The following is a 26,441-nucleotide window of genomic DNA, read 5'->3' as shown; positions in this document are numbered from 1 at the left end:
CTTTGACGAACTCGCCGGGGCGGTTCGATGCTGTTGCCGGGTTCGACCTTGATCTCCACACCGACCATCGGCGCGTTCGGGTCGGTGGCTGACCGATCACGCTGTACGCCAGCAGCGGATTCACCGAAATTACGGAGATGAATTGCGGCGCAACGAGTCCGGTGTGCTCTAATCGCACTGCTCGATGAGCAGGATCTCCGCAGTGCACAATCCACCTCCGACTCCCAGAGGGGCATATGGTTTTCCGCGCCGAGACGGCACATCCCCGCCGACGCATAGCGCCCCGGCTCGCCATGGCGTTCGCCGGTGCAACGGCCTTGACGGCTGTCGGCGCGGCTCCCGCTCTCGCCGACCCGATCACGGATGCGATGCCGACCGGGGTGGAGGCGAGTTTCGTGATCTTCGATCGCGCGACGGGCGCCTCGAGCGTGCAGTTCGACGCGCACAAGCAGTACCGGGCCGCATCGGTGGTCAAACTGCTCATCGCGCTCGACTACCTGGAATCACATGACCCGCAGACTATCTCGTCCGAGGATTCGGCCCGGTTGCAGGCGATGCTGCGCTCCAGCGACGACGACGCCGCCAGCTACCTGTGGATCGAGAACGGGTGGGACAAGATCGTCGAACGGATGGTCGCCAAACTCGGCCTGACCGACACCATGCCACCCGCAGACCGCGGGATGTGGGGCTACACCGCGATCAGCGCCGCCGACGTAGTGACGACCTATCGCTATATCCTCGACACTGCGAGCCCGGCCGTCCGCGACTTCATCATGAGCAATCTGCACGAATCGACGAAATGCGGTCAGGACGGATTCGACCAATCCTTCGGCATAGCCCGCGCCCTCGCCAGGCCCACCGGTGTCAAACAGGGCTGGTCCGGCTTCGGTGACGCGCCCGAGCCCGACGACGTATGCGCACCCGAGAACCCGGAACCGCCGATTCCGCCAGGAGCTCTCGACGCCGTCGCCGATAGCTCGGTCGTTCTCGGCCGCGACGGCGTCGGTGAGAACTGGACCTTCACCGAGGAAGTCCCGCGCAGCGCACCCGCGATCAACCTCAGCAAGCGAGCAATGCACACAACCGGCACCGTCGGCGAACACGACGAGAAAATCATCGTTCTGCTGACCCTCGAACCAACCGGGACCCCATGGGATGTCTCATCCCAGCGCATCACACTGCTCACCAAGGCCATCGACCTCGCGAACTGGAGCGAGGCAACCGGACTGGGCTCGTACTAACGCGTCAGCTGCTCGTCGCCCCCCGCACGTCGCTCATAGCGCGAGCGTGCGAGGTCATAGGCCTTGTGGAGCAGTTCGAGGGTTGCCTTATCGGCCCGCCGGCCCGGATTCACCACTGCCAGCCAGCCGACGGAACCGTAGACGGGGTGTGCGATCACGGCATCGGTCACGCTGGGGTCGATGTCGATGGCTGTTTCGCGCGGCGCGTGGCCCGTCCATTGGATGAAGGATTCCTTCCCGGCGGCGAAGTTGACCCTGAACGCATCCGGGCGGTCCAGGCGCGACTTCTCGTCGCCCGGGTAATTCTTCGTCACGATCGTCGCGAAGGGCTGAGTCGCTTTCGGCGCGACACCATTCGGTGAGTAGTAGAAGAACGTATCGCCCCAGCTGATCTCGGGTGATCCGTCGCCGGGTCCAGGCTTGAGAGCCAGGACTCCATCGAGGTTCGTTATGAAGCGGATGATCTCGTCGATAGTCATGTTCTCCAGCGTTTCATTAAGGTGCTTGTGGAGACTTCGAGCCACATTGCCAGGAAGGGCAGGGTGTCAACCCTCAACTCGCTCATACGCACGGTCGACATCGCGCGACGTGCCGGATACTCGGTGCAACAGGTACGCAATCTCGAGCGCGACGGGGTGCTGCCGACCGCGATGCGGACAGCCGCGGGCTACCGCAGGTACGGCGAGATTCACCTGTGTTCCGCGCTGGCTTACCGAGCGCTGGCGTCCGGTGTCGGTCCGGTCGAGGCCAAGCGGATTATTCGTGCTGTACACCAGGGCCCGACCTCGCAAGTGCTTGCCCTCCTCGACGCGGCACACGCCCGGCTCGACCGCGAGCGTACGGACCTCGAGCTCGCCAAGGCAGCGGCCGAGGCGATCTCCGCTGAGCCGATCGAGGACGTACGCGCATCGGACTCGATGAGCGTGTCCGAAGTCGCGGCCGCACTGGGAGTGCGCCCCTCGGCCTTGCGGCACTGGGACGCCGAGGGGCTTGTCGTTCCTGACCGCGTCTCCCCTCGAGGAACGCGTCGGTACTCGCCGGCCCAAGTTCGGGATGCTCGGATCGTCCACCAACTACGCAGCGCCGGATACCGCATCGACATGCTCCGGGCCCTGATGCCGAACCTGCCGCGCGGACACCGATCCGAAGACGTCGCGGCCGCGCTGGCGGCGCGGGACACGAGTATCGCGGCTCGCTCCCACGCCCTGCTCGAGGCCGCCGCCGGGCTCAGTGCCGTGATCTCGCTGGCCGCTGACTCGCCTCTGTGACCGAGCCTCGAGTCAATCCTGCTCGGGCGATCTTCTCTCATACATCAGCTCGACCACTGTATCCCTGGTGGGCCCGGTGTCTCAGCGGGGTGTTCACCGAATCGCGGCGGCAGCGATCCGCGCCGCGGTCACCGCTGACTCACGCAGGCGCTGAAACCGATCAGGGCGATGGGTCTTGCAGGACTCGCAGTACCTCGCCCTGCGGTGGTGACGCCGGGGGGTCCTGGCCGAGCCGGGACCGCTCGCGCTGAGCCGCCAGGACGAGGCGTCGGAATTCTTCAGCGTCCTGCGTGGACGGCCTCTTGGTGATCGACACGCTCGGTCAGGAATCTCGCCACAGCGACGGAGTAGGTGCCGGGGTGGGAGAAGCGGAACATGTGACCGGTCCGTGCCAGCACGACCTCGGTCGCATCAGGAATCCCATCGAGCATCACTTTGGCGGGGGCCTCACCGACGATGACGTCGTGTTCGGGGGTCAGGATCAGGGTCGGGACCGTGACCTGGTCGAGTTTGTCGACGTAGTAAGCCGACAGGGCCGCGGTGATGCGGGCACCATAGGACTCCGCAGGGGTGTTCTCCCGGAACACGCGGCGGCTTTCGGCCTTGTTCCAGGGAACCTGGCCCTCACCATCGAACGGGGAGGCCAGGCGGTGCGCGTGAGCGCGCAGGACGATGTGCTGGTAGGCGCCACCGCGCATCTTGCCCATGGTTCGCATCGCGGTGTTCCAGAACGGGGAGGTGACCGGGTTGGCCGCGAATCCCCCCGACATCACCAACCCGCGCAAACCATTCGGCTGCCGAACCGCTGACGCCAGCCCTATCTGAGCGCCGAAGGAGTCTCCGATCAGAACGTAGTCGTCGAGGTCGGCGACCGCGTCAGCGACGAAGTTGGCATAGACCTCCATGTCGTCGACGGCCTCTGGCAACGTCAGTAGACGAGCGGGACGCTCGCTCAGTGAGTCGAACCTGCTGATGTCCCACGGAGCACCGGACATGCAGGGGATGAAAACAAGGGTGGGGCTCTTCGATGCGTTCGTCATGACACATACATTACACGACATATATGTCGTGTAATGTATGATCTGGATCACGTCAATGAACATGATCGCCACCGGAATATGTGCCGCCTCCGCACGCTTCAGGACGGCATGGCAACCTTCGAGAACACGCTGACCGTCGACCGCCCGATCGCCGACGTCTTCGCGTACCTTGCGCATTTCGAGAACGTTCCGCGCTGGAACTACGCCATCACCGAGACCCGCAGAACCTCCGCAGGACCGGTCGGGGGTGGGTTCGACCTACCGGCAGACCCGATCGATTCCCGAACCAGCTGTGGAAGCGTTCGAGGTCGCCGAGTTCCAGCCCACGCAACGGTTGCAGATCCGTGGCCAGTTGGGCCCGTTCCCGGCTGCAGCCAACCTCGAAGCCCTCCGACGACTACTCGAGACACGCTGATGCGCTACCCCGGAGCTTGTGCCGCCCACGGTTCGACCACTTCTGCGCCGAACCGCGGCTCCGGATTCCGAACGCAATGACCACCAGTTCGTCGCCCCTGTGGAGTTCGCGGGTAGCGATCGGTTCCCCGAGTTCCCAGGTCGGAAAGATCCGGGCCGGGGGAATGTGCCGGTGGGTCAACCCGGGTTCCGGAATCTTCTTTTACCGATGAGAGCGAGAAACATGTGCGTGATACGCACTTTACTGGTGGCAAAGATGCCGGACCGGACAAGAGTTTGTTCGACCCAGGAGTGGTTCTCGATGCTTTGGTAGGGGAGTCCGAGAAGGTGACACCCACCGACCCGAACCGATACGGAAACTATGGGCTTATCGTGGATGGGAAAGAGTGGTATGAGGTGCTACGATGGCCGAAAGTTTTGAATGCTCGAGATGAGGAAATGGCATGACTACAATGTTGCGCCCACAGGAAGACGTAGATCCGGAATATCATATCGATCGAACATGGTTCGACACCGACCGGCCCGACGGTATTTCTGTCATGATCAGGACCCGAAACGAAGGGCACCTGATAGGCGAGGCGATGGATTCGCTGAGCGACCTCCGGATCCCCTATGAGATCAACGTCGTCATGAATCTGTGCACCGACGACACCGAGAAACGTTCCCGGATTCGTAGAGACAGTGGTCGGCCGATCAATCTTTTCGAGTATCCCTTTCAATCGGCCAAACCGGGCTTGGAAAACTACTGCACTCCGGTGGATTCGATTCACTCGTCGATTTGGTATTATAATTGGTCGTTGTCGAAATCAAAATATCGGTACACCATGAAATGGGACTCCGATCTCGTGGCATCGTACGAATTCCTGAGAGAACTGGAGTCGAAGTACGACAAAGCCCGGACGACCAACTTCAGCACGCTGTTCTTCGACACCAAGATACGCAATCACGAATCGTGGCTCAATCTCAATACCGAAGGATTTCAGTACTTCAAGTGGAAGTGCTATGAGTGCCCCCGCCATTGGGAGGACGACCAGCAGGATCTGACCGCGACCGTGCTCCATGTGCAGAGCAACACTGCCGACAAGGAGTGGAGGAGAACGGCTCCCTGGTGGGTCGATGACTCGAATTCACCGGCGGCTGACAGTACTCGAATCGCATTCGAGAAGTGGCTCGACAAATTTCCCGACAGCGCCGAGGCGCTCCGCGCCAGTCATCCGGAATCACATGCGATCATGGCACGCCTCCCTCTCCTCGAGGAGTATATCGAACCCATTGCGTCACAGAGTATGTGCCGCGACCCCTTCGCATGCCCTGCCGACAGAATTCTTCAGCCAACTACAGCTTGACATCATTGGGATCTCTCCATGGGCGTACCGTTAGTCGTCAATTTTCATCTGCAGGAGATCTGGGGTGGTCAGCCAAAATATGCCGATATGCTGTCGCGGGAACTCGTCGAACGAGGTGTTTCGACACTGTGTATCACGGGCCGGCCGATGCCGGAATGGGGGCCGGCGCCCTACCCGGTAATTTCGGTTCCGACCGTCCCGGATCGTGAACAGCAACCGTACGAAGTACTTCCGAAAGAGTTGCTGTGGGATCACGCCGACTATTGCGCGATGCAAGCGTGGCCACACGTTCGTGGCGCGGTCGCGGCTCACATCGGCAGCGCCGATGGTGTCATTCTGCACGGCCACAGCCTGGATGGTGCACTTGTTGCCGCTCGGATCGAACGCAGACTGCAGAGCGCCGGGGTACCGATGCAGGTCAGGCTGGCCGCCACGGTGCATTCTCTCGGCATCGAGAAGATCCGTGCCATGTCGGTCAGGAGTTCTCCGCCATTGGTAAACCAGCTGCGACGGAGACTGTTGTTGGAAGCGCAACACTATACCCGTGCTGGTTGCTCAGGCGGGGTTGTCGTGGCGACAAACTTTGCTCGGGATCTCCTTGCGAAGGAGACCGATCTTCCCTTGCCTTCGATCACCGTTTGTCCTCCGGGTGTTGATCATCAGCTTTTCCATCCGCGCCGTGCACCGGATGAACTCGAACAATTCCGGAACGATTTTTCTGTTCCGGCCCATGCGCAAGTCATTCTTTCGTCGGGTCGTATGGATTCTACGAAGAATCATGAAACAGCTCTGCGCGCATTCGCTCGAATTCGGAAGGATTGCCCGTCCGCATATTTGCTGATCCTCGGGGGAGGCTCCAATGGAGAGGACCATGCTTATCGCCGTGGACTGGAATCACTAGCGGCTATGCTGTGCGTCGGCGATCATGTACGGATCAGGTCAGGCATCCCCCATGAGGCTATGCCTGCGGTCTACAGGTCGGTCGACGTCCTCGTCGTGCCGGAATGGTTCGGTCACTGGAACATGACGGTAAGCGAAGCGCTGGCATGCGGGACATCCGTGGTGGCGAGTTGTCATACCGGAGCTGCACGCGATGGCGCTCGAATGCAGGCAGTCGTCATCGTGGATCCGGAAGACGTGGATGATGTCGCCAACGCGATGAAACACGTACTATGCGACGACACCGTGCGCGACCGGCTCGCACGGCAGGCAATAGCCTATGCAAGAAAGTTGACGTGGTCGAGGGCGGTGGATGTATTACTTGGACAGCTTCGCGAGGCTGGTTCAGCACCACCGGCAGGAGGTTAGCCCGTGACATCATCCCAAATTCTCCGCGCCTCGTACCGCATCATTCGATGTTCCACGCACAGGTGTTCCGACAATGCATGAGTTTCCGTCTCACATCGTCGTATCCGGCATACAACTTGCAATTCTCGACGTGGATGATACGCTCGCCCACCCGACAGCGTCGTTCGAGCGGTACTATCAGACGCTGTACCAGACGGAGCTGGCTCGCCGTCTGCACTGCAGCCTCGAGGGCACGGAACGTTTGGCATCGTATGTCGGCGGCCGCACGGAGGATTTATTCGAAGCGGACGACTTGCGTGAAATAGTCGGAAATGTATTGCCTGATCTACCTTTTCCGGACGATGTTGTAACTCCCTTGGGTCGTGCCGCGCTGTACGATGTTTTCGCTACAATGGATCCGGCTCGTTACTACCGGCCGGATGCGGAGTTGGTGGCCAGGTTGACCGCTTGGCGGACTCGGGGGATCAAACTGGTGGTCGTCACCAACACCGTGCGCTACAACTCCGAGATCACTTTGAGGAAGATCGGCTTCGATCCGGGCCGGGATTTCGATGGTTACTATCCGTGGGAACGGCATCATCGCGTTCTACCGAAGATTGCGGATCCGCACGGACTCTACCGGGAAATTCTCCACGAGTTCGGTGTTGCCCCGGGGCATGCAATTTCGATCGGGGATGGTGTGAACGACGTGCTTCCTGCGCTGGACCTCGGCATGTACGCCGGCTATGTGGGTAACGATGCCGATCTTCGTTCTCGAACTCATCCTCGTTTTTATCCGACGGGGCACATCAGGTATATCGATTTGTTTCCGACCGCAGATTCCTGATTCCGGTCGCTGTGCGGGTGGCGCCTCGATATTCTGCTCCGCTCAGCGGTCCGCAACGGTCGGCGAGGACCGGTCGAGTCAGGCCATTGTTACCGCGGCGTGGCCGCAAAGGAAGTCTCTTGTCACTACATCAATGGATCAGCGATACAGTACGGCATGGCCGCTTCGAACACAGCCGTTTGTCTCGTGTGGGCTCGGCGGGCCGTTCCCTCATAATTTCCTACATCATGCTCAATATTGCGGAGCCGTTACTGGGAATATTTTCCCATGCGTACCTGTGGCAGCGTTCGAACGGTCTATCCCTGATCGTAGTATACGATTCATCATCGTTTCTAGGTCTGGTAGCCGGATTCTATGTCGGCGCATTTCTTGTTGGCCGGTACAATGTCGAGTTCGTGTATATCTCCGGCTGCTCCAGCATGGGTTTCAGCATTCTTGCATTGACCTTGATCGGTGACACCAATATTGTTGTGCTGGCGATTCTGGGGATGTGTTTCGGCCTATCCTCAACTCTGTTCTGGGCAAGTCGGAGATTCCTTGTGATCTCACATGTAGCGCCTACCCATCGGTTCTACTTCACGCACTGTGAGGGCATTGTAGGTGTCGTACTCGCTGTGATAGTTCCGCCTGTGATCGGCTGGTGCGTCGTAGTATCAAGAGCGTTCTTTCCTCTGTATACGGTATACGTGGTAATCGGTCTTCTGGCATTTACGGTGCTCGGTGCCGCCGGATATTCGGTGCGGCGTCTCCGGACCCCCATTCAGCCGATAGTCTCGCTGCGGATAAGAACGCCTTCGGCGAGATGGTGGTCCTGCCGTTGGGTCTCCCTGTGGATGGGCGTCAGCATGGGTATCACCTTATTCGTTCCTGTTGTCCTGACGCTGACACTCGTTGGAAACGAAGGCGCACTCGGTACCATACAGGCGGGCATTGCAGTAGTCTCGGCAGCCGTGTTGTACTGGATCGGCCGCCAGGTGAAAAAAGATATTCGGAAACATGTATTCTCGATTTCGGCGATACTATCCGTATCGGCTGCACTCGTTCTCTTACTCGACTACGATATATGTGGAGCCATCGGCTATCTGGGCCTCAGTGGGCTGGCGTTCGCATGCACGTTGGCAACCTATAATCATATTCAATACGAGAATATAGAGTTCGAAGAGGGACGCTCGGGGATGCATCGTTACGCTTACCTTCTCGATCAGGAGATCTTCCTCGTAATCGGCAGATTCTCGGGCCTTGCCCCCATATGTATTGCCTATGCGCTCGGTGGTCTAGGCGGAATGCTCCGGACGGCGGCGATCGTTTGCGCTGCGGCCAGCGTCGCCCTCTGGTCGACGTACCGACGATTGTCTGCGCCACAGCAGTCGCTGAAGATGTCGAGCCGAAACTAACACGAAAGTTGTATTTATTGAGTCGAAACAATGTCGTTTCCTCCAGGGTCGTGTAGCGGACGTGCGGTGCGTGGAAGTAGCGGCGCACGATGTCGGGCTGCGGGCTGCGGGCTGATTGCTGGGAAGCTTTTATGCGGGGTCGTCGCCCTCGTCTTCGGTGGGCTCGGCGTCAACGACCGTGCCGTCTGCGCACACCTGCGCGATGGACCCGTCTGCATGCTCGAGCCAGCCCTGCGGTTTGCCCCGCCTCCCGTCCGGGTCCCACGGAATCCGCCAATTCACCGCATCCACCGGGGATCCATACGGCAGGGTCTCCAGCGCGGCCAACTTCCGCGGGCACGGCGGCTCGCACGTCTCATGCAGGTGAAGAATGCCGCAGGCGCGCTGCTCCGACATGGGTGTCGGGGGCCGCTTCTCGCAGTGGTCGCCTACCCAGTTCACGCTGTGGCCTCCGCTGGCGTCTCGCGAAGTGCCTCGGCGAGACGCTCGAGAACCTCGAGGCCGGTTCGGAACTCGCCGTCGGAGCCGACAACGGACCATGCGGGTTCGTCACTCGCCATGGTCCGCTCCGTCCCCGGAGCCGAAGCTGTAGGCGGACGCCGATAGGTACTGCAGGCAGGTCTCGCCGTGGCCGGAGTGGACATTGAGGACGAACCTTGCCTGTTCCGGCGACCGGAATGCGCCCTCGGCATAGCAGTTCCGGTGGAAGTGCCGCCACTGTTCGGCGTCGGCGAGCGTGATGGTCATCGGGCGGGCCGCCATGGTTTGACGATCTTGGCTTCAATGAGGACATCGAGCGCGGCGGCCTTGTCGGCGCACGTTTCGGTGTCGCAGCCGATCCGCGCCTGCCACACCAGGTGTGCATCGTGCGTGGTGTACGGGACATCAGGTGCCGGGTGGCACGTCTCAGCGCTTCTCACGGGGCGATCGAAGAAACAGATCGTGCCGTAGATGAGAGCGGCCACCGTAAAGGCGATCAGTAGAGCGATGGGCATCGTGTCTATACCCCCAGGCGCGTTGTGTGTGTTCTGTTGGTGGGCACCCGACGCTGGGGAGTTCGGCGCTCAGCCCGGCGTCGGGGCCACATTCAGAGTCAGCCGACAGGACGTGTCCGTGCGATGACGGAAGTGGTGTCAATCCGCCTCTATTCAAGGCGACATTTAGGCGTCAAAGGGCTACCGTGGCGGCATGGCATCCGCACCGAACACGGCTCTCCGCGCGGCCCGGAACGCGCGTCTGATGAGCCAGGACGACCTCGCGCGGGCACTCCGGGAAGCGGGATGCGCGAGCGCCACCAAACGCCTTGTACAGCGCTGGGAATCAGGGCTCACCGCCAACCCGCGGCCATCGCACGCGCGAGCACTGGAGAAGGTCATGCGGCTACCGATCGAGTCTCTGGGATTCGGTGCCGTGATGGCCGGCCGAAGCCTTTCCGGCGGCGAGGACGGGACCGTGGTCGACTCGGCTATCGGCGAAGTCGCGCCAGAGCAGTTCGCCGCCGCGCGGCGTCCGAGGACACCGGGTAACTACTCGGGGATTTGGCTGTCGCGGTATGAGTACTACTCGAGCGGCAGGGATGCGACGTTCACGGCCGTGCATCACGTCGTGGTGTTGCAGCACGACAACCGGCTGACGGTTCGCAGCCTGCCGAACTCGGCGCAGTCGTCCCTCGAGATGGACTTCACGGTGGACGGGCACGTCGCTACTGGGACATGGAGCGAGCACACCGCCCAGGACGGCTACTACCGCGGCGCTTACTACCACGGGGCTGTTCAACTGCTGATCGAGCTGACCGTCGCTCGGATGGCAGGGAAGTGGGTCGGGTTCGGCAAGAGTTTCGAGATCAACTCGGGTCCGTGGGAGCTGGTGCTGCAGGACTCCTCGACGTCCAAGGCCGCTATCGACGCCTACGACCGACCACCCGAGGCGGTCTGAGCAGCGACGTACTCTGCAGGCGGCCAACCGTAGGTCCCGAGCCTACGGTTGGCCGCTTGTTTGATTCAGACGAGCACTCGAGTGCCGGCAGCACTGGAGGCCCGCAACCAGTCGAATCGGTTGCGGGTCAGCGCTGTCCCGGCCGGGACAACCTGAGTGTGTGTCACTTACTTGCCGCAATTCCGGTCGTACATGGGAGTTCAGGTGAGTGCGCCAAAGTCCACAAACCCAGCGCACTGCCCCCTCCTGTACGGGCTTGCCCCACCTGGACCCTCTTCGTCATCCTCGAGGATGACCGAACCCGCCACTTTGTGGTGACGCGCGCAGCCGCGTTTTGCGGAATGCTGGGCACATGATCGAGCTGAAAGGCCTGACCAAACACTACGGGCAGACCGTCGCGGTGCAGGATCTGACGTTCACCGTTCGACCAGGGCAGGTGACAGGGTTCCTGGGACCGAACGGCGCCGGTAAGTCGACCACTATGCGGATGATCCTAGGATTGGACAAGCCCACCGCGGGCACCGCGCTGATCCAGGGCAGGCCGTACCACGAGCTGGACCATCCACTGCGGATCGTCGGTGCGCTGCTGGATGCCAAGTGGGTGCACCCGAACCGGTCGGCGCGCGCCCACCTGGAGTGGATGGCCGCATCCAACGACATCGCCAAGTCCCGGGTGGACGAGGTGCTGCGACTCGTCGGCCTGTCGGAGGTGGCGGGCAAGACCGCGGGCGGTTTCTCCCTCGGCATGTCGCAGCGGCTCGGCCTGGCCGGTGCGCTGCTCGGCGACCCGCAGGTGCTGCTGTTCGACGAGCCGGTCAACGGTCTCGACCCGGAGGGCATCCTGTGGATCCGCAGGTTCATGCAGCGACTGGCCGCCGAGGGCCGCACGGTGCTGGTCTCCAGCCACCTTCTTTCGGAGATGGCGCAGACCGCCGAGCACCTGGTGGTGATCGGCCGCGGCAAGCTCATCTCGGACTCGACCACGCAGGAGTTCATCGAGCGCGCCTCGGAGCAGTCGGTGCGGGTGCGCAGCCCGCAGCTCGACGAGCTGCGCAGCGTGCTCACCTCGAACGGCATGACGGTCCGTGAGGACGGCGCCGGCGCCGATGGCCCCGCGCTCGTCGTCGCCAACGTGTCCAGCGACGCGGTCGGCAAGCTGGCGGGCGCGAACGACATCACGCTGTTCGAGCTGGCTCCCCAGCGCGCTTCGCTGGAGGAAGCGTTCATGCGGATGACCGGCGGTGCCGTGCAGTACCACGGCGAAGGCTTCGATCCGGCGGGAGCGACGGACCCGGGGGTGGCAGCTCGCGTAACCACGCAGGGCACCGCGGACCCCGCGTCCTATACAGCGATGGGAGGTGCGCTCTGATGGGCGTGCTGGCAGCAGAACGAATCAAACTCACCTCGACCAGGTCGCCTTGGTGGTGCTCGGCGATAGTCGTCGCACTCGCGCTCGGCATGGCCGCCCTGCTCGCCTGGGTGGCGCGGGCGTCCTACGGCAAAGAAGGTTCGATCGACCTGACGGTCTCCACCGCGGTGGCCGGGATCAGCGGATTCGGTGTGATGGTCCTGATGATCATGGCGACGCTTACCGTGACGAGCGAATACCGCTTCGGCATCATCCGGACGACGTTCCAGGCCACTCCGCATCGGGCCAAGGTCATTCTCACCAAGGCCGTGCTGGTCGGCGGGTACGGCGCGCTGCTGACGATTGTGCTGGTGTTCCTCTCCTACCTGGTCGCCAAGGTGCTCGGTGGGGCCGATGCGGGCGCGACCCTGACCCTGTCGACCGGGGACGACTGGCGCGAGGTCTACGGCATCCCCATCTACACCTTCCTGTGCGTCGTCCTCGCGGTCGGCATCGGCGTGCTGGTGCGACAGTCCGCTGCCGCGATCTCGCTGATCGTGTTGTGGCCGTTGCTCATCGAGGGCCTGCTCGGGGCATTCGGTAGTTTCGGCCGCAATGTCACCCCGTTTCTGCCGTTCGCGAACGCGAGCCACTTCTACAGTGCTGCCGCTACCACCGCCAACTGGCACTGGGGACCCGGGGGCAGCCTGCTCTACTTCACCGCGTTCGTCGCGATCGTGTTCGGCGCGGCCCTGGTCATGGCGAATCAGCGCGACGCCTAGCGCACAGCTACCCGAGTCGCTTCCCTCGCCACTCGGGTTGTGGGGCGCGGACTTTGTCGGGAGGTCCGCGCGTCCTGTCCACCGCCTTCCACTGCCCGGTGGGCGGTGCGGCCATCGGCCCGGTGCGATACGTCGCGCCGGGCCGATCGTGCTTTCCCTGAGGATTTCGTGCTTGTGCGATACATAGCTTTCGCCGGTGGTGCCCGCTCGCTGACATCAAGTCAGCAACTCTCTCGTTATCCATCGTCGACCCCTGGATGGTGCGCTGGTGCGGGAGCGGGTGGCGTAGACGTAACCCGCCTGCGCACGGTTGGCTGAGATACGCTCGGGGCGTGAGCGAAACACCTTCCGGCGGTGCTGAGCCCGGGGCGGAGGGCGACGGCGGCGTACCGCCCGAGGTCGTCATACCGTTGGCACCGTCCGAAGCGTCCGGTTCTTCCCGCCGTTCCGCCGCAGGACTACGTCGGGGCCAGCTGTCCGCGCTGATGAACGCGGCCAATCAGCGCCCGGATCTGATCGGGGCATTACGCAAGGCCAGGGAGCAGCTGCCCGGTGACCCGTCTTTCGGTGACCCGCTGTCTGTTTCCGGCCCCGGTGGCGCGCGGGCGGTGGCGCGGGCCGCGGACAAACTGGTGGGTGGCACACCGAGCGCGGCGCGCGAGATCGGCTTCGGCGCCCTGCAGGTCTGGCAGGCCATGCTGGAGCGCACCGGCCGCGGACAGGGTAGCCAAGAGATAACTGTTATGTTCACCGATCTGGTGGCCTTCTCCAGTTGGTCCCTGTCGGCGGGCGACGAGGTCACCCTCGAACTGCTGCGCGGCGTAGCCAAGGCCATCGAGCCGCCGATCGCCGAGCGCGGCGGGCAGGTTGTCAAGCGCATGGGTGACGGCCTGATGGCGGTCTTCCCGTCCGCGGATCGGGCGGTGCGCGCCGCGGTGACCGCAAGAAGCAACCTGGCCGATGTGCGGGTACGCGGCTATCGCCCGACGATGCGTATCGGCCTGCACACCGGCTCGCCACGCGAGATCGGCGGCGACTGGCTCGGAGTGGACGTGACCATCGCGGCCCGGGTCATGGAGGCGGGCGGCAGTGGCAACACCATGCTGTCCGAGGCGACGCTGCAGGCGCTGCGGCCGGAGACACTGGCGGATCTGGGCTTCGCGGTCAAGCCGTACCGGCGCGGCTTGTTCACCGCACCGCTCAGCGGAGTCCCGCAGGACCTCCGTATCTTCCGCCTCTCGCGGCGCTAGCCGAGCCACCAAGCGAGGGCGCCTGCCGCCGCGAGGGCGGCGCAGACCGAGAGTGCGATGGACAGCAGCCGAGCCGTCTTCCATGTGGTGTAAGCGCCGCCGAGGAGGAAGCCGGCCAGGGCGAACAAAATGATCACGGCGACGTCGGTGGGCACGGTGCTCATCTTGCTCCCTCCGGCCTCCCTTGCCGTGCTGCGGGTGTTGCGGACCGCGCGATCGGCGGAATATGCGCCCGCAACTAACAAGCACGCACGCTTGCTTTTTTTCTGGCCGGGTGTGATGCTGGTCGTGGAACCGAACTTCACGGGTGCGGCACATCGGCGCGCCCGCACGGTACGGCGCAAGGACCGCCCCGAGTGCCGTCCGGCTACCGCACAGAACGCTCGGACCAGCGCCCGGTCGCCGCACGGAGCGCTCGGACGGACGTCCGGTCGCCGCAGGGAGCGCTCGGACGGACGAACGTCCGGTCGCCGCACAGGAGGGAGGCAATCCCCGCTGATGAATATGTTGGCCGCAGACCCGGAGGTACTCCGGATCGGCAACTGTTCCGGCTTCTACGGTGATCGGCTCGCCGCCATGCGCGAGATGCTCGATGGCGGGCAGCTCGACGTGCTCACCGGTGACTATCTCGCCGAGCTGACCATGTTGATCCTCGGCCGGGACCGGATGAAGGATCCGAGCCTCGGCTACGCCAAGACCTTCGTCAAGCAGGTCGAGGAGTGTCTCGGGCTCGCCTTGGAACGCAATGTGCGGATCGTCGCGAACGCGGGCGGCCTCAATCCCGCCGGGCTCGCGGAGAAACTGCGGAAGGTCGTCGTCGACCTCGGGTTGGACGCGAAGATCGCACACGTCGAGGGCGACGACCTGGGCGCGCGCGCCGGTGAACTCGGCCTCGGGGCGCCGCTGACCGCCAACGCCTACCTCGGCGCCTGGGGCATCGTCGAATGCCTGAACGCCGGCGCGGACATCGTGGTCACCGGCCGGGTCACCGACGCGTCGGTGGTCCTCGGCCCGGCCGCCGCGCACTTCGGTTGGGGCCGAACCGATTACGACCGGCTGGCGGGCGCAGTGGTGACGGGACACGTCATCGAGTGCGGCACCCAGGCCACCGGAGGCAACTACGCCTTCTTCACCGAACTCGCCGACCTCGGCAGGCCGGGCTTCCCGCTCGCCGAAATCCGCAGGGACGGCAGCAGCGTCATCACCAAGCATGAAGGCACCGGCGGCGCGGTCACCGTCGACACCGTCGAGGCCCAGCTGATGTACGAGATCCAGGGCGCCCGCTACGCGGGCCCCGACGTGACCTCCCGGCTGGATACCATCCGGCTCGACCAGGCGGGCCAGGACCGGGTGCTGATCAGCGGCGTCACCGGTGAGGCCCCGCCACCGAGGCTCAAGGTCTCGCTGAACACGCTCGGCGGGTTCCGCAACGAGATGGAGTTCGTCCTCACCGGCTTGGACATCGAGGCGAAAGCCGCACTGGCGCGACGACAGCTGGAGTCCTGGCTGCCGACGAAGCCCGCGGAGCTGACCTGGACCCTTGCCCGGCTGGATCGACCGGACGCCGACACCGAGGAACAGGCCAGCGCGCTACTGCGCTGCGTGGTTCGCGACCCTGACCCGAACACGGTCGGCCGCGCGTTCTCCAATGTCGCGGTGGAGCTGGCACTGGCCAGTTACCCGGGGTGCAGCTTCACTACCTTGCCCGGCAACGGATCTCCGTACGGCGTGTACACGCCAGGGTTCGTCGATGCCTCCGAGGTGCCGCACACGGCGGTGCTGCCGGACGGCACCCGCGTGGCCATCGCGCCGTCTACCGATACGGCGGTCCTGGCTGAAGTGGCCGAGCCGCCTGCTCCGGAACCTTTGCCCACCACCGAAACCTGCCGTGCGCCGTTGGGCACGATCGCGCTCGCCCGCAGCGGCGACAAGGGCGGCAACGCCAACATCGGAGTGTGGGTGCGCACCGACGAGCAGTGGCGCTGGCTGGCGCACACGCTGACGGTGGAGCGCGTCAAAGAGTTGCTCCCGGAGGCGGCGTCGCTCACCGTCACCCGGCACGTCCTGCCCAATCTGCGGGCGCTGAACTTCATCATCGAAGGTCTGCTCGGCCAGGGCGTGGCCTACCAGGCTCGATTCGATCCCCAGGCCAAGGGGCTCAGCGAATGGCTGCGGTCTCGTCACCTCGACATTCCAGTGGAGCTGTTGTCATGACCGGTCAGGCCCGGAGGCGGCAGCTCGCGTCACCACGCAGGGCCCCCGGTCATGCGAGAAAGGACACCGCATGACTGGTCAGGCCCGGAGGCGGCAGCTCGCGTCACCACGCAGGGCCCCCGGTCATGCGAGAAAGGACACCGCATGACCACACTGTGGGAAACGCCGGAGCGGCGCGAATTGCGTTCCACCGTAAGAAGTTTCGTGGAGCGCGAGGTCCTGCCGTACCTGGACGGCTGGGAGCGCGAGGGTGAGATCCCGCGCGAGCTGCACAAGAAGGCGGGCGCCCTCGGCCTGCTCGGTGTGCAGTTTCCGGAGTCCGTGGGCGGTTGCGGCGGTGACGGCATGGACGCCATGATCGTCTGCGAGGAGATGCACCAGGCCGGCGCGTCCGGCGGACTGTTCGCTTCGCTGTTCACCTGCGGCATCTCGGTGCCGCACCTCATCGCCTCGGGCAATGCCGAACAGATCGAGCGCTGGGTGCGGCCGACGCTCGCGGGCGAGAAGATCGGCTCGCTGGCGATCACCGAGCCGGGCGGCGGCTCCGACGTCGGGCACCTCACCACCACTGCCCGCCGCGACGGCGATCATTACATCGTCAACGGCGCCAAGACCTACATCACCTCCGGCGTGCGCGCCGACTTCGTGGTCACGGCGGTGCGCACCGGAGGACCCGGCTCCGGGGGCATCTCGTTGCTCGTCGTCGACAAGGGCACCCCTGGCTTCATGGTCAGCCGCAAGCTGGACAAGATGGGCTGGCTCGCCTCCGACACCGCCGAGCTTTCTTACGTGGATGTCCGTGTGCCGGTGGAGAACCTGGTCGGCCAGGTGAACTCCGGTTTCTACCAGATCGCGGGCGCGTTCGTCAGCGAGCGCGTCGCCCTTGCGGTGCAGGCGTATTCGAGCGCGCAGCGCTGCTTGGACCTGACCCTGAAATGGGTACGCGACCGGGAAACCTTCGGCCGTCCGCTGATCAGCAGGCAGGCGGTGCAGAACACGGTCACCGAGATGGCGAGGCGCATCGATGTCGCCCGCGTCTATACCCGCGATGTGGCACGGCGCAGCGCCGAAGGTGAGACCGACCTGATCGCCGAGGTGTGCTTCGCCAAGAACACCGCCGTCGAGGCGGGCGAGTGGGTGGCCAACCAGGCCGTGCAGCTGTTCGGCGGCCTCGGCTACATGCGCGAATCCGAGATCGAGCGGCAGTACCGGGACATGCGCATCCTCGGCATCGGCGGTGGGACGACGGAAATTCTCACCGGACTGGCGGCAAAGCGATTGGGGTACCAGGCATGACCGGTCAGGCCCGGAGGCGGCAGCCCGCGTCACCACGCAGGGCCCCGGTCATGCCAGAAAAGGACACAGCATGACCGGTCAGGCCCGGAGGCGGCAGCCCGCGTCACCACGCAGGGCCCCGGTCATGCCAGAAAAGGACACAGCATGACCGTACTGCGCAGCACCCTGGACACCGCGTCGCCGGAGTACACCGCGGCCGCGGACGCCATGAGCGCCACGCTCACCGAGGTCGAGGCCGAGTTCTCCAAGGCCATCGCGGGCGGCGGCCCGGACAAGCTGGCCCGGCATCGCAAGCGCGGCAAGCTGACCGCGCGCGAGCGCATCGAGCTGCTCGTCGACGAGGACTCGCCGTTCCTGGAACTGTGCCCGCTGGCGGGCTGGGGCAGCGAATTCCACGTCGGCGCGAGCACCGTCGCTGGCATCGGCATCGTGGAAGGCGTCGAGTGCATGATCGTCGCGCCCGACCCCACCGTGCGCGGCGGCACCTCGAACCCATGGACACTACGAAAGACGTTGCGCATCAACGACATCGTGCGGGAGAACCGGCTGCCGGTGATCTCGCTGGTCGAGTCCGGTGGCGCGGACCTGCCGACGCAGAAAGAGGTCTTCGTCCCCGGCGGCCGGATGTTCCGCGATCTCACCCGGGCTTCAGCGGCGGGTATTCCGACCATCGCGCTGGTATTCGGCAACTCCACCGCGGGTGGCGCCTACATTCCGGGCATGTCCGACCACGTGGTGATGATCAAGGAACGTTCCAAGGTGTTCCTCGGCGGCCCGCCGCTGGTGAAGATGGCCACCGGTGAGGAGTCCGACGACGAATCCCTCGGCGGCGCCGACATGCACGCGCGGGTCTCCGGCCTGGCCGACTACTACGCGCTCGACGAGCAGGACGCGATCCGCATCGGCCGCTCCATCGTCAAGCGGCTGAACTGGCGTAAGCAGGGGCTCGCCCCGCGTGCCGAGGTGATCGAGCCGCTCTACGACCCGGAGGATCTGCTCGGCATAGTCCCCCCGGATCTGAAGATCCCGTTCGACCCGCGCGAGGTGATCGCACGCATCGTCGACGCCTCGGATTTCGACGAGTTCAAACCGCTCTACGGCAGCAGTCTGGTAACCGGATGGGCGGAGCTGCACGGATATCCGATCGGCATCCTGGCGAACGCGCGCGGCGTCCTGTTCTCCGAGGAGTCGCAGAAGGCCACCCAGTTCATCCAGCTGGCCAACAAGACCGACACGCCACTGCTATTCCTGCACAACACGACCGGCTACATGGTCGGTAAGGAATACGAGCAGAAGGGCATCATCAAGCACGGTGCGATGATGATCAACGCGGTCTCCAACTCGAAGGTGCCGCACATCTCGGTGCTGATGGGCGCGTCTTACGGCGCGGGCCACTACGGCATGTGCGGAAGGGCCTTCGACCCGCGTTTCGTCTTCGCCTGGCCCAGCGCGAAATCCGCCGTCATGGGCGGCGCACAGCTGGCCGGTGTCATCTCGATCGTGGGCAGGGCCGCCGCCGAGGCGAAGGGCCTGCCGTTCGACGAGGACGCCGACGCCGGAATGCGCGCCATGGTCGAGGCGCAGATCGAAGCCGAGTCGCTTGCCATGTTCATGTCCGGGCGGTTGTACGACGATGGTGTCATCGATCCGCGCGATACCCGCACCGTGTTGGGAATGTCCTTGTCGGCCATTCACAATGCCCCGATCAAGGGCGCCGACGGCTTCGGCGTCTTCCGAATGTGAGGCGCGCCGTGTCCGACTACCCTCTCAATCCGGCGATCACGAACGTCCTTGTCGCCAACCGTGGCGAGATCGCCCGCCGAGTGTTCGCCACCTGCCGCCGGATGGGCCTCGACACCGTCGCGGTGTACTCCGACGCGGACGCCGCCGCGCCGCATGTGTCCGAAGCCGACACCGCCGTCCGGCTGCCCGGCAACACGCCGGCCGAGACCTATCTGCGCAGTGCGCTGATCATCGATGCCGCGCTGGCGACCGGCGCCGACGCCATCCACCCCGGATACGGATTTCTTTCCGAGAACGCCGAATTCGCCAGGGCGGTGCTCGATGCCGGGCTGGCTTGGATCGGCCCTCCGGTCGAGGCGATCGAGCAGATGGGCTCGAAGGTCGCCTCGAAGAAGCTGATGGATGTCGCCGGCGTCCCGGTGCTTGCCGAACTGGATCCGGACGAGGTCACCGCGGCGCATCTGCCGGTCCTGATCAAAGCCTCCGCGGGCGGCGGCGGGCGCGGCATGCGGGTGGTGCGCGACCTCGCCGACCTGACGTCGCAGATCGACGCCGCCCGGCGCGAAGCGGAATCCGCGTTCGGCGATCCGACGGTGTTCTGCGAGCGCTACCTCGAGACGGGCAGACACATCGAGGTCCAGGTGATGGCCGATGCCCACGGCACGATCTGGGCGGTCGGCGAACGTGAGTGCTCTATCCAGCGCCGCCATCAGAAGGTGATCGAGGAGGCTCCCTCGCCGCTGGTCGAGCGCACCGAGGGCATGCGCGCGCGACTGTTCGAGGCTGCGCGGCTCGCGGCGGGCGCGATCGGCTACACCGGTGCGGGCACCGTGGAGTTCCTCGCCGACGAACAGGGGGAGTTCTTCTTCCTGGAGATGAACACGCGCCTACAGGTAGAGCATCCGGTCACGGAGTGCACCACCGGACTGGATCTGGTTCGGCTGCAGCTGGATGTCGCCGCGGGCGGAACGTTGCCCGCCGAGCCGCCCGCGATGCACGGGTATTCGATCGAGGCGCGGCTCTATGCCGAGGACCCGGCGCACGAATGGCAGCCGCAGAGCGGAACTGTGCATCGGATCGATATCCCTTTGGTGGCAGCCGAATTCGATCTACTCGACCGGCCGGGCGTGCGCTTGGACACCGGCGTTGTGACCGGTTCGGTCGTCGGCGTGCACTACGACCCGATGCTGGCCAAGGTCATCTCCTACGCCGAAACCCGCGGCGAGGCGGCACGATTGCTGGCCGCCGCGCTGCACCGAGCGAAGATCCACGGCCTGGTCACCAACCGGGACCTGCTGGTGCGGGTACTGCGTCACCCGGCCTTCCTCGCCGGTGCCACCGATACCGCGTTCTTCGCCACGCACGGCTTGGAGGCCCTCGCCGCGCCGCTGGCATCCGAATCAGACGAGGCGCTGTCGATCGTCGCCGCCGCCCTCGCCGACGCGGCCGCGAACCGCAGCAGCGCCGGAGTGGGTGGTGGATTGCCCAGCGGCTGGCGGAATCTGCCCGCGCAATCGCAGCACAAGTCCTACGAGAGCCGCGCCAGTGGGATGCACGAGATCGGCTACCGGTTCGGTAGGACCGGCGTCACGGTGGACGGCCACGAAGGGCTCGGACTCGTCGAGTCCGCTCCCGATCACGTGGTCCTCTCCGTGCCCGGTCCGAGCGGCCCCGTGCGTAGGCATTTCGACGTCGCGCGCTACGGCGAGCAGGTCTACGTCGATTCGCCTTTCGGCCCCGTCGCCGTACGCAGGCTGCCGCGTTTCAGCGATCCCGCCGATCAGGTCGCCACCGGTTCGCTGCTCGCGCCCATGCCCGGCAGCGTGATCCGGGTCGGCGCGGCGGTGGGCAGCCACGTCGAACTGGGTCAGCCCATTCTGTGGCTGGAGGCGATGAAGATGGAGCACACCATCACCGCGCCCGCCGCCGGTGTGCTCAGCGCCGTCAATGTCACCGTCGGCCAGCAGGTCGACGTCGGTGCGGTGCTGGCGGTCGTCGAACCCGCCGCGGACAACGAAGACCAGGAGGAGCGATGAGGGACCATTGCGCAGCGCCTGATCGATCCGACCGAGTGCGGGTGTCCCGCATGACACAGGAGAACTGATGAGCTTCATCGAAACCGACGAACAGAAGGCGCTGCGTGCCGCCGTGGCCGCACTGGCCGGGAAGTACAACTACCGCGACTATGTTCTGCCTAAGGCGCGCAAGAACGAGCCGCTCAGCGAATTGTGGGATGAGGCAGGAAAACTCGGCTTCCTCGGCGTGAACCTGCCCGAGGAGTACGGCGGTGGTGGCGCGGGCATGTACGAGCTGGCGCTGGTGATGGAGGAACTCTCCGCGCAGGGCGCCGGTCTGCTGCTCATGGTGGTCTCCCCGGCTATCTGCGGCACCATCATCACCAAGTACGGCACCGACGCGCAGAAGCAGGAATGGCTGCCCAAGCTCGCCGACGGCTCCCGCACGATGGTCTTCGGCATCACCGAGCCGGACGCGGGATCCAACTCGCATCAGATCACCACGACCGCGCGCCGCGACGGCGAGGATTGGATCCTCAACGGCCGCAAGATCTTCATCTCCGGCGTCGACCAGGCCGAAGCCGTGCTGATCGTGTCAAGGACAGCGGACCACAAGACCGGCAAGCTGAAGCCCGCCCTGTTCATCGTGCCGACCGACGCCGAAGGCTTCACCAAGACGGCGCAGGAGATGGACATCATCGAGCCGGACCACCAGTACAACCTGTTCCTCGACGACGTCCGGCTGCCGGCCAGCGCGCTGGTCGGCAAGGAGGACGCGGCGCTGATGCAGCTGTTCGCGGGTCTGAACCCGGAGCGCATCATGGGTGCCGCGATGGCCGTGGGTCTCGGCCGCTACGCCATCGACCGTGCCGTGGAATACGCCAAGGAGCGCACGGTGTGGAAGACGCCGATCGGTGCGCACCAAGGCATTTCGCATCCGCTCGCGCAGGTGAAGGTCGAGCTGGAGCTGGCCAAGCTGATGATGCAGAAGGCCGCGACCCTCTATGACGCGGGCGACGAAATGGGGGCCGCCGAGGCCGCCAACATGGCGAAGTACGCCGCGGCGGAGGCCAGTATCAGGGCGCTCGACCAGGCCATCCAGACCCACGGCGGTTCCGGTCTCACCCGTGACGTCGGACTGGCCGCCATGCTCGCCGCTTCGCGCATCGGCCGCATCGCCCCGGTCAGCCGGGAAATGGTCCTGAACTTCGTCGCCCAGTATTCGCTGGGCCTGCCGAAGTCGTACTGAGAAAGGCCGCCGATGACCGAGACGGATCCGTTCGTCCGCTACGCGGTGGCGAATGGTGTCGCGACGCTCACGCTCGACTCGCCGCACAACCGCAACGCGCTGTCGTCCAAGCTGGTCGCCGAGCTGCTGCGCGGGCTCGACGACGCGAGCGGCGACGACAATGTGCGCGCGATCGTGCTCGCGCACACCGGAAGCACCTTCTGCGCGGGCGCGGATCTGAGTGAGGCGAGCGACGGCGATCCCGCAGTGGCCGCCGACGAGCGCACCCGGGTCATGATCGAGGTGCTGCGCAGGCTCGTGGAGATCCCGAAACCGGTGATCGCGCAGATCGACGGCAATGTCCGTGCGGGCGGCATGGGCATCGTCGCCGCCTGCGATCTCGTGGTGGCCGGGCCGGACAGCAGTTTCGCGCTCACCGAGGTGCGAATCGGGTTGGCGCCGTTCATGATCTCGCTGACTCTGCTGCCCAGGCTCAGCCCGCGCGCGGCCAGCAGGTACTACCTGACCGGCGAGAAGTTCGGCGCCGCCGTTGCCGCGGAAATCGGCCTGGTCACGGTCACCGCCGACGACCCGGCGGCCGAGGTGGCACGGCTGTGCGCGGAGTTGCGCAAGGGCTCCCCGCAGGGGCTGGCCGAGTCCAAGCGGTTGGTCAACGCGAGCATCCTCGCCGAGTTCGACGCGTCGGCCGATGAGCTCGCGGGACGCTCGGCGGGCTTCTTCGGCACCGCTGAGGTGCAGGAGGGCATGCTCGCCTTCTTGCAGCGTCGCCCACCGGTCTGGGCAGGATGACCGCCATGGCGACACCGCACGAACCCAAGCAGGACCGCAGCCGAGCCACCCGGCAGCGCCTGCTCGTCGCGACCATCGACTGCCTGGCCGAAATGGGCTGGGCGGCAGCGACGGTCGCCGTCGTCGCCGAACGCGCGGGGGTGTCGCGCGGCGCGGCGCAGCATCACTTCCCGACCAGGGAGGACCTGATCACTGCCGCGCTGGAGTACATGTTCGACACCCGCAGCGGGCAGGCCATCGTGGAGGCGGCGACGCTGCCGGAACCGGTCTGCGGCGTCGCCCGCACGCAGGCGGTGGTTGCGGGGCTGGTCGAGTCCTACACCAGCCCCTTGTTCAAGGCGGCCCTCCAGGTCTGGACCCACGCGGCCGCCGATCCGGCCCTGCGCGAACGCATCGTCCCGCTCGAGGCACGCTTCGGGCGGGCCTCACACCGCCGCGCGGTCAAGGCCCTCGGCGCCGACGACTCCGACCCCGCCGCCCACCACCTGGTCCAAGCGACCCTCGACATGGCCCGCGGGCTCGGACTCGCCGACGTCCTCACCGACGACTCGGCCCGCCGAAAACGAATCGTGGAGCAGTGGGCGGTGACCCTGCACGCCGCCTTGCACCCACCGCCCTGAGCGGAGCTAGCAGAATCCCTGCTGCTCGAGCCGACCGGAATCGATTGCGTAAGACGACGCTCCGATGGCGGCGCCGATCAGTCCGACGATGATCGCTCCGGGAATCGCGCCCACAAAGAAGACGGGCAGGCCGATGAGCGCACCTACGGCAGCCCCGACCGCCGCTCCCAACCCTGTCCTCAGTTCGATGGTGTCACCGGGCGGCAGACACACCTTGATGTACGACACCTGCGGCGTTTCCCCCGATGACGCGGTGACCTGCTCGGACTGTTCCACTGGTGCGGCCGACGCCGTGGACGCGAATCCGACGGTGAGCGCGGTAGCGACCAGTGCGCTGATGACCGTCACGGCCAGCTTCATGATGGCATTCAACTGTTTCCCTGTTTGTTTCGTGGTGGACGCGTGACCTGACGGTGGCTGAGGCCCCGGCTCCCAGCGGGGAGCCGTCACACACCCGATCATCATCGCTGGAGTTTTGCGAGATGCCAACAGTTAACCGAATGGACGCGACCACCGAGCCTTTCGCGACGATGTCACTGCATCTGCGCCTCGACTTACCGTGACGGCGTGACATCGCCTCGCAATGCCTCTCATCGGCGCCGTCGCTTCTGACGTGACCATCAGTTGCGGAACCAGACCTCGTTCATTTCGCCTACCTTGACGCGCTGGAGTGGTAGCACCTCCGCGCCAGGCACACGACCCAACGCAGCGAGCGCCTCCGCGTCCATTCCCGGATGATCGGCCACCGGCCACATCCGGCCGTCAGTCATCCGCCGGGCCGTCCACTGCCAACTTCGATCCTCGTGCAGCACCCACTCGTCGCCCCGAACATCCCGGTATACACCGGGCTCATTCGGCAACGCCATCAGTCCGAGATCCCCGCGTAACGCGCCAACGCACGCAGACTGCCGCTCGCGCGTCGCTGCTGACTTGCTGTCGTCCGAATGGCAGTCTTGACCGCACGAGACTTCTGGAAGTACTCCGGCGCCGCTTCCTTCGCGTTCGCCAAAGCCTCGATCGCGCGATCAGGGTCGCCCGCGCTCAGGTGTGCGCGCGCCCTGTCCAGCCAGAAATGTGCCTGCCGTTCCCGTGGGTAGCCCGTCGGCAGTTCCGTCTCATCCGCCAGCTCCAGCGCTTTGGGTACCCGACCCAAGTCGACCGCGGAGGACAGTTCGAACAGGCGCACGTTGGTCGGACCGACCACCGTACCCAGCACCTGCCGGTCGCCCACCCGTTCGCCGAGAATATGCGCTTCTGCGAAGTGAGTGTCGGTGGTGTCTGCATCGAACGCGGTAGATGCCAGTCCTGCGCGGCGCATGTGAAGCGCACACAGCACCGCCGCGGCGGTCTCGTCATCCGCGAGCGGTTCGACCTCGCTGATCGTGCGGTCCGTCAAGCGCACAGCTTGTTCGGTCGCGCCGACCCGGGCTAGAGCAGCCGATTTCACGTACTGGGTGGTGGCCAGCAACAGCGGGTCGTCTGCTTGGGATGCCGCGCTGACCATGTAGTTGGTTGCCAACAGGGATAGATCGTAGTGGCCGGTCTTGTGCCCCAACGTGTTCGCGGCCCGGAGCGCTGACGTGAGCAATGCATAGGCCGGTGCTCCGTCGCGGAGTCCTGCAACGAGCAGCTGATCCACAAGGTCCGGGAGGACGTCGACGATCTTGGCGTAGGCAGCGGCGTGACGCCACTTGCCGACCTGCTCGACCTGCGGGCGCAGAACTTCCAACGGTTCCGCATCGATATCGGGCGGGAATTCCACCGCGGCCAGAACCCGCCGAACGGTCGGTGCGATGCGGTCGATCTGCTCGGCCTCGCTTTCGGCGCCGTACAGGATGCACGCATCCACGCCGAGAGCGGCGGCAACGACGCCCACCCACACCGCGGTCGGGGCCTTCTTGCCCCTCTCGACGTGCGCGAGGTAGTCGCGTCCAACATTCGCCAGTGCGGCCAACTGGTGCTGAGTCATGCCGCGGATGTTGCGGATGCGGGCGATATTCGTGCCGACCTCGTCACTCTCTTTCACCCGGTCAACGGTAGCACCGACAGAAAGCACAATCAGAGCACATTCAGGTCTTCACCAGCTCTTAACGTGAGTGTCAGCTCCCGATGACGGGTGGCCGACTACCGGAAGTGGCGGCCAAGGTGACGGTTCGTAGGCACACGCGAACCAACGATCCCCGGCGTCGGGCGCATCCAACTCCACAACATCACACCTGCCCCGGGGGTATAGCTCAAATGCCCAAATCAGGACCACCGCAGCTAATTCCGTTCGACCACGGTGAACCAGTTGCCGCTGACTACAGCCCGCCATCGTTCGAGGTGGCAGCGTGCTTCGGAGACGCCATCCGTGAGTGGGCGGA

Annotated in this window: 27 protein-coding genes; 18 read left to right on the top strand and 9 right to left on the bottom strand. The window is 64.9% G+C overall.

The window, feature by feature from the left end; translation table 11 throughout:
* The first annotated feature begins 236 nt into the window (after positions 1-236).
* The gene (locus OHB12_RS22995; RefSeq protein WP_327110655.1) at positions 237-1,241 is read left to right on the top strand and encodes a hypothetical protein; all 1,005 of its coding nucleotides are present in this window, start codon (positions 237-239) and stop codon (positions 1,239-1,241) included.
* Here the strand turns inward: OHB12_RS22995 and OHB12_RS22990 are convergent.
* On the bottom strand, positions 1,238-1,720 hold the full coding sequence (locus OHB12_RS22990; protein ID WP_327110654.1) for a DUF6194 family protein: 483 nt from the start codon (positions 1,718-1,720) through the stop codon (positions 1,238-1,240). The two genes, OHB12_RS22995 and OHB12_RS22990, sit on opposite strands and share 4 nt — an antisense overlap.
* 63 nt (positions 1,721-1,783) lie before the next feature.
* On the opposite strand from OHB12_RS22990, the gene OHB12_RS22985 reads away from it, so the two are divergent.
* Positions 1,784-2,509, top strand: a complete 726-nt coding sequence (locus tag OHB12_RS22985; RefSeq protein ID WP_327110653.1) for a MerR family transcriptional regulator — start codon at positions 1,784-1,786, stop codon at positions 2,507-2,509.
* A gap of 278 nt (positions 2,510-2,787) precedes the next feature.
* Here OHB12_RS22985 and OHB12_RS22980 read toward each other — a convergent pair whose 3' ends face one another.
* The gene (locus OHB12_RS22980) at positions 2,788-3,549 is read right to left on the bottom strand and encodes an alpha/beta fold hydrolase (protein WP_327110652.1); all 762 of its coding nucleotides are present in this window, start codon (positions 3,547-3,549) and stop codon (positions 2,788-2,790) included.
* A 33-nt stretch (positions 3,550-3,582) separates the two neighbouring features.
* On the opposite strand from OHB12_RS22980, the gene OHB12_RS36435 reads away from it, so the two are divergent.
* The 5 genes from OHB12_RS36435 (at position 3,583) to OHB12_RS22960 (ending at position 8,837) form a co-directional block, all read left to right on the top strand.
* Entirely contained in the window at positions 3,583-4,044 is a 462-nt protein-coding gene (locus OHB12_RS36435) for an SRPBCC family protein (protein WP_442799833.1), read from the top strand.
* Between the two features lie 362 nt (positions 4,045-4,406).
* The gene (locus OHB12_RS22975; RefSeq protein ID WP_327110651.1) at positions 4,407-5,309 is read left to right on the top strand and encodes a hypothetical protein; all 903 of its coding nucleotides are present in this window, start codon (positions 4,407-4,409) and stop codon (positions 5,307-5,309) included.
* Positions 5,310-5,327: 18 nt separating this feature from the next.
* Positions 5,328-6,617 carry a glycosyltransferase gene (locus OHB12_RS22970; RefSeq protein ID WP_327110650.1) on the top strand — a complete coding sequence of 430 codons (1,290 nt, stop codon included), beginning with the start codon at positions 5,328-5,330 and terminating at the stop codon, positions 6,615-6,617.
* A gap of 73 nt (positions 6,618-6,690) precedes the next feature.
* A complete protein-coding gene (locus tag OHB12_RS22965; protein WP_327110649.1) occupies positions 6,691-7,443 on the top strand; it encodes an HAD family hydrolase in 753 nt (250 codons plus the stop codon).
* Positions 7,444-7,562: 119 nt separating this feature from the next.
* A complete protein-coding gene (locus tag OHB12_RS22960; protein WP_327110648.1) occupies positions 7,563-8,837 on the top strand; it encodes a hypothetical protein in 1,275 nt (424 codons plus the stop codon).
* 129 nt (positions 8,838-8,966) lie between these two features.
* On the opposite strand, the gene OHB12_RS22955 is transcribed toward OHB12_RS22960, so the two are convergent.
* The 3 genes from OHB12_RS22955 to OHB12_RS22945 form a co-directional block, all read right to left on the bottom strand.
* On the bottom strand, positions 8,967-9,233 hold the full coding sequence (locus OHB12_RS22955; RefSeq protein WP_327110647.1) for a hypothetical protein: 267 nt from the start codon (positions 9,231-9,233) through the stop codon (positions 8,967-8,969).
* A gap of 153 nt (positions 9,234-9,386) precedes the next feature.
* A complete protein-coding gene (locus OHB12_RS22950) occupies positions 9,387-9,584 on the bottom strand; it encodes a hypothetical protein (protein WP_327110646.1) in 198 nt (65 codons plus the stop codon).
* Positions 9,581-9,832, bottom strand: a complete 252-nt coding sequence (locus OHB12_RS22945) for a hypothetical protein (RefSeq protein WP_327110645.1) — start codon at positions 9,830-9,832, stop codon at positions 9,581-9,583. Before OHB12_RS22945 ends, OHB12_RS22950 begins: the two co-directional genes overlap by 4 nt.
* A 193-nt stretch (positions 9,833-10,025) precedes the next feature.
* On the opposite strand from OHB12_RS22945, the gene OHB12_RS22940 reads away from it, so the two are divergent.
* The 4 genes from OHB12_RS22940 (at position 10,026) to OHB12_RS22925 (ending at position 14,152) form a co-directional block, all read left to right on the top strand.
* Positions 10,026-10,772 (top strand): helix-turn-helix transcriptional regulator, encoded by a 747-nt coding sequence (locus OHB12_RS22940; RefSeq protein WP_327110644.1) that lies wholly within the window; start codon positions 10,026-10,028, stop codon positions 10,770-10,772.
* A 352-nt stretch (positions 10,773-11,124) separates the two neighbouring features.
* A complete protein-coding gene (locus OHB12_RS22935) occupies positions 11,125-12,141 on the top strand; it encodes an ABC transporter ATP-binding protein (protein ID WP_327110643.1) in 1,017 nt (338 codons plus the stop codon).
* Positions 12,141-12,902, top strand: a complete 762-nt coding sequence (locus tag OHB12_RS22930) for an ABC transporter permease (RefSeq protein WP_327110642.1) — start codon at positions 12,141-12,143, stop codon at positions 12,900-12,902. Before OHB12_RS22935 ends, OHB12_RS22930 begins: the two co-directional genes overlap by 1 nt.
* 485 nt (positions 12,903-13,387) lie before the next feature.
* Positions 13,388-14,152, top strand: coding sequence for an adenylate/guanylate cyclase domain-containing protein (locus OHB12_RS22925; protein ID WP_327121348.1), 765 nt, complete (start codon positions 13,388-13,390; stop codon positions 14,150-14,152).
* On the opposite strand, the gene OHB12_RS22920 is transcribed toward OHB12_RS22925, so the two are convergent.
* Entirely contained in the window at positions 14,149-14,316 is a 168-nt protein-coding gene (locus tag OHB12_RS22920; protein ID WP_327110641.1) for a hypothetical protein, read from the bottom strand. The two genes, OHB12_RS22925 and OHB12_RS22920, sit on opposite strands and share 4 nt — an antisense overlap.
* Positions 14,317-14,650: 334 nt before the next feature.
* Between OHB12_RS22920 and OHB12_RS22915 the strand changes: the two genes are divergently transcribed.
* The 7 genes from OHB12_RS22915 to OHB12_RS22885 all read left to right on the top strand — a co-directional run bounded on the left by OHB12_RS22915 (position 14,651) and on the right by OHB12_RS22885 (position 24,078).
* Entirely contained in the window at positions 14,651-16,366 is a 1,716-nt protein-coding gene (locus OHB12_RS22915; RefSeq protein ID WP_327110640.1) for an acyclic terpene utilization AtuA family protein, read from the top strand.
* 144 nt (positions 16,367-16,510) lie between these two features.
* Positions 16,511-17,662, top strand: a complete 1,152-nt coding sequence (locus OHB12_RS22910) for an acyl-CoA dehydrogenase family protein (RefSeq protein WP_327110639.1) — start codon at positions 16,511-16,513, stop codon at positions 17,660-17,662.
* 144 nt (positions 17,663-17,806) lie between these two features.
* Positions 17,807-19,405 (top strand): acyl-CoA carboxylase subunit beta, encoded by a 1,599-nt coding sequence (locus OHB12_RS22905; protein WP_327110638.1) that lies wholly within the window; start codon positions 17,807-17,809, stop codon positions 19,403-19,405.
* 8 nt (positions 19,406-19,413) lie between these two features.
* On the top strand, positions 19,414-21,441 hold the full coding sequence (locus OHB12_RS22900) for an ATP-binding protein (RefSeq protein ID WP_327110637.1): 2,028 nt from the start codon (positions 19,414-19,416) through the stop codon (positions 21,439-21,441).
* Positions 21,442-21,508: 67 nt separating this feature from the next.
* Positions 21,509-22,669 carry an acyl-CoA dehydrogenase family protein gene (locus OHB12_RS22895; protein ID WP_327110636.1) on the top strand — a complete coding sequence of 387 codons (1,161 nt, stop codon included), beginning with the start codon at positions 21,509-21,511 and terminating at the stop codon, positions 22,667-22,669.
* 12 nt (positions 22,670-22,681) lie between these two features.
* Positions 22,682-23,458: an enoyl-CoA hydratase family protein gene (locus OHB12_RS22890; protein ID WP_327110635.1), complete on the top strand. Its 777-nt coding sequence runs from the start codon at positions 22,682-22,684 to the stop codon at positions 23,456-23,458.
* Between the two features lie 5 nt (positions 23,459-23,463).
* Entirely contained in the window at positions 23,464-24,078 is a 615-nt protein-coding gene (locus tag OHB12_RS22885) for a TetR/AcrR family transcriptional regulator (RefSeq protein ID WP_327110634.1), read from the top strand.
* Between the two features lie 6 nt (positions 24,079-24,084).
* On the opposite strand, the gene OHB12_RS22880 is transcribed toward OHB12_RS22885, so the two are convergent.
* The 3 genes from OHB12_RS22880 to OHB12_RS22870 form a co-directional block, all read right to left on the bottom strand.
* Positions 24,085-24,438, bottom strand: a complete 354-nt coding sequence (locus OHB12_RS22880) for a hypothetical protein (protein ID WP_327110633.1) — start codon at positions 24,436-24,438, stop codon at positions 24,085-24,087.
* 260 nt (positions 24,439-24,698) lie between these two features.
* Complete coding sequence (locus OHB12_RS22875) at positions 24,699-24,944, bottom strand: hypothetical protein (protein ID WP_327110632.1); 246 nt, start codon at positions 24,942-24,944, stop codon at positions 24,699-24,701.
* Positions 24,944-26,104 carry a helix-turn-helix domain-containing protein gene (locus OHB12_RS22870; protein ID WP_327110631.1) on the bottom strand — a complete coding sequence of 387 codons (1,161 nt, stop codon included), beginning with the start codon at positions 26,102-26,104 and terminating at the stop codon, positions 24,944-24,946. The genes OHB12_RS22875 and OHB12_RS22870 overlap by 1 nt, the downstream gene beginning before the upstream one ends.
* Between the last annotated feature and the right edge of the window lie 337 nt (positions 26,105-26,441).

Source organism: Nocardia sp. NBC_01730, assembly GCF_035920445.1.
Classification (GTDB): Bacteria; Actinomycetota; Actinomycetes; order Mycobacteriales; family Mycobacteriaceae; genus Nocardia.
This window is presented reverse-complemented; position numbering and strand designations above follow the sequence as displayed.